This is a genomic window from Kitasatospora sp. NPDC091257, assembly GCF_044757675.1.
Lineage (GTDB): Bacteria > Actinomycetota > Actinomycetes > Streptomycetales > Streptomycetaceae > Kitasatospora > Kitasatospora lactacystinica.
On the sequence record NZ_JBIVVI010000949.1, the window covers coordinates 1 to 3,620 of the forward strand.

2 protein-coding genes are annotated in these 3,620 nt (G+C 72.1%); both read left to right on the forward strand.

Annotated features, from left to right (window positions below; genetic code table 11):
* Positions 1 to 105: 105 nt before the first annotated feature.
* A complete protein-coding gene (locus ACIQOV_RS32575; RefSeq protein WP_401054318.1) occupies positions 106 to 660 on the forward strand; it encodes a hypothetical protein in 555 nt (184 codons plus the stop codon).
* A gap of 214 nt (positions 661 to 874) precedes the next feature.
* Positions 875 to 3,620: SdrD B-like domain-containing protein (locus tag ACIQOV_RS32580; protein ID WP_401054320.1), on the forward strand; the 2,746-nt coding region annotated here is incomplete at its 3' end.

The window sequence follows — 3,620 nt, forward strand, 5'->3', positions numbered from 1 at the left end:
GTAAGGCCGGGCCCGGGGGTGATCCCCCGGGCCCGGCCGCTTGTGCACATCGATGATCATCCCGGCGTAGGCTCTCGGCTGATCACAGGGGCAGAGAGGGAGACCATGGGCCAGAAGATCATCCGGTTCTCGGACCTGACCGGCCGGCACGCGGAGAACGACCGGGACCTGGTGCGGGTGGTGGTGCTCCAGCACCCCGACCTGACGGACGGTCCGGTCGAGATCGACGCGCTCGCCGGGGAGTTGGGCGAGGTGCGGGAGCTGACGCTCGACCTGGTCACGATCGAGCTGCACCACCCGGACCGGGCGGAGCCGCAGACGGTGGTGATGGAGGCCGAGACCTTCAACCGGCTGGCCTCGGCCGCGCCGATGGCCGAGGTGCTGCGCGGCGCCAGGCCGGCCGCCCGGGCCGCCGCCTCCGCGACGGCCCTCGCCGGCAGCCGGGAGCGGGTCAACTACGCCAGCCTGGAACACGCCGGGCGGCCGCACAAGGGCCGCACCACCGACGCGGAGAAGCAGGTCGTCCAGCAGCACCTGGACGAGATCAACGAGCGGCTCGCCGCCGAGGGCGTCCGCACCATCGACCCGGACAACGCCGAGCACGTGACCCGCTACGGCCTGGACACCCTGGCCCGGGAGACCGGCGTGATGTTCGGCTGACCGGCCCGGCCGGCCGGGCGCTCCGTCGGGCTGGCCGGTCCGGGCGGCGCTCCCCGTCGGGCCGGTCGCCCGCGGCCCGCGCCATGATCGGCCCCGCCGCCCGTTCCGGCGACCGCGGTGCGGCCGGGCGGGCGACCGCCGAGCAGGTGAATCGCCGCGACCGCCCCTCGTGTCGCCGACCGGCCCGGCACGGCGATCGGCTGGACTGCGCGCTATGCGTATTCCACACCGGACCGGACGGATCGTCTCGGTCCTGGCGCTGGTGGCGGGCTCACTGCTGAGCAGCAGCGTGCTGGCCCCACCGGCCCAGGCCGCGATCTCCTTCACCAAGAGCGTCGACAAGGCGACCGTCTCCCCGGGGGAGAACGTCACCTACACCCTGCGCTACACCTGCTCCATCACCGAGTGCACGGGCGGGAACATCCTCGACACCCTGCCCTCGAACATGCAGTTCCTCGGCTGGACGCCGGACCCGTCCTCGGTGGACGTGGCCGCCTCCACCGTGCCCGCCGCGGGCGCGATGGGCGGCACGATGGACATCCGGCTGAAGGACCTGAGTCCGGGCACCACCGCCACCGTCACGGTGACGATGAAGTACCCGAACTTCACCACCCCGAACGGCGCCACCTCCACCAACTCGGCCACCATGTCGGCCAACGGCGAGCCCTCGCAGACCGCCACCGCCGACACCGCCGTCCAGGTGCAGCCGCAGTACACGGTGACCAAGGGCGTCCAGACCTCCAGCAGTGACGGACGCACCGTCACCTACCAGTTCAGCGCCTGCGCCACCGACAACGTGCCCAACGTCGACCTGGACACCAGCCTGCTGCTGGACACCCTGCCGCCCGGCGCGGTGGTGGACACCGGCCGCTCACCGGGCTGGTCGCCGGTGGCACCCGGCCCGAACACCTGGGGCTACGACATCGGCCCGTTCGTCTCCGGCAACGGGCGCGGCGGCTGCCGCATCCCCGGCGTCCTGGTCGTCAACTACCCGGAGGCCTCCTTCCCGGACGGAACGACCTCCGAGAACGTCGTGGCCCTGCACGGCGACCCGATCGGGCCGGACCCGGATCGCCAGCTCGACACCGCGAACGCCACCACCAGCCCGTTCCAGCCGCCGGCCACCGGCGTGGTGGTGACCGCCAGCAAGGTCTGGCGCGACACCACCGTCAACGGCGACCTCAACTCCTTCAGCCTGTCGGCCACCAACACCGCCGGACCGGCCACCAGCCTCACCGTCACCGACCCCGGGGCCGGCAGCACCGACGGCATCTACAACTGGATCTTCCCGCAGTCCCTCCAGCTGGAGCCGTGGAACCCCACCAGCATCCTGCTGACCCTGCAGTACCGCCTCAACGGCGACCCCACCTGGCAGACCTTCACCCCGGGCACCCCGTTCAACGGCTCCGACACCCGCCGGATCACCTTCGAACCGGGCGCGGGCGACCCGGCCAACGACGTGCTCGGCATCCCGGCCGGGCGCTGGCTGGACGGCCTCCGGTTCACCTGGAACGGCCCGATCCCCACCGGCTGGAGCCCGGGCAACGCGGTGCAGCTGGTCACCCAGGTCGCCACCCCCGGCCACGACGGACGCCAGGCCCCCGAGCCGCTGACCAACTGCGTGGACACCACCGCCACCGACGGCACCAACAACGCCTCGGCCAACGCCTGCGCGCAGACCACCATCACCCAGGCCACCAACCTCGGCGCGGCCAAGACCACCGTCGCCGGCGAGCTGTCCGCCCCCGGCGGCCGGGCGACCTTCCAGGTCATCCCGTACAACCGCAGCGCCCGCGACCTGGACCGGCCGCTGGTGCTCTACGACGTGCTGCCGGCCGGCGTCGTCTACATCGACGGCTCGGCCCGGCCCGACCCCAACTACCCGGACGCCAAGGCCCCTTCGTCGATCACCGTGACACCCGGCCCGGACGGCCGGCAGATCCTGCGGATGGAGTGGCCGGCCGGCGCGCCGGACATGACGTACCTGCACGACCAGCTGGCCTACCGGATGCTCTTCGACGTCCAGGTCGCCAACAGCATCCGCTCCGGTGACCTCACCAACGACGTCTACGTCACCGTGGACCAGCCCACCGCCCCCGTCGCCTGCATGTTCTCCGGCTCCGACAGCGGCAGCACCCCGGACGTGCTCGACCTCAACGGCAACGGCAACACCACCGAGCTGCTCTGCCACGCCTCCTCGCAGATCCGGGTGGACGTGCCGTCGGTGCTGCGCTCGTACAAGGAGGTCAAGGGCGACCTGGACTCCGACTACGTGAGCATCGGCACCGCCACCCCGGGCGGCCGGATCTCGTACCGGATGACCGTACGCAACGACTCCCCCGACCCGGTCACCGACTTCATCGCCTACGACAGGCTCCCCACCCCGGGCGACACCTACGTGCTCACCCAGGACGCCCCGCGCGGCAGCGCCTGGACCCCGTCGCTCAGCCAGCCGATCACCAGCAGCGACCCGACCGTGCTGATCGAGTACACCACCGACCCCAACCCCTGCGTGGAGCCCGTCGTCGTCAACCGCACCGGCTGCAACAGCGCGGCAGTCTGGAGCACCACCTTCCCCGGCCCCGGGACGGCCACCTGGTTCCGCATCCACCGCCCCGGCACCATGGCCTCCGGCGAGTCCTTCACCCTGACCTGGCCGATGGTCGCCTCCTACGACGCGCCGGAGGGCGAGTACGCCTGGAACAGCTTCGCGTACACCGCCACCGACGCGGCCGGCCGCCAGCTGCTGCCGGCCGAGCCCGCCAAGGTCGGCGTCGCGGTCAAGCGGGTCACACCCTCCAACAACGCGCTGGGCGACTTCGTCTGGCAGGACAAGGACGGCTCCGGCGTCCAGAAGCCCGGTGACACCGGGATCGCCGGGGTCACCGTGCACCTGCTGGACGGCACCGGCCAGCCGGTGCGGGACAAGGACGGCAAGCCGGTCACCGCGGTGACCGACC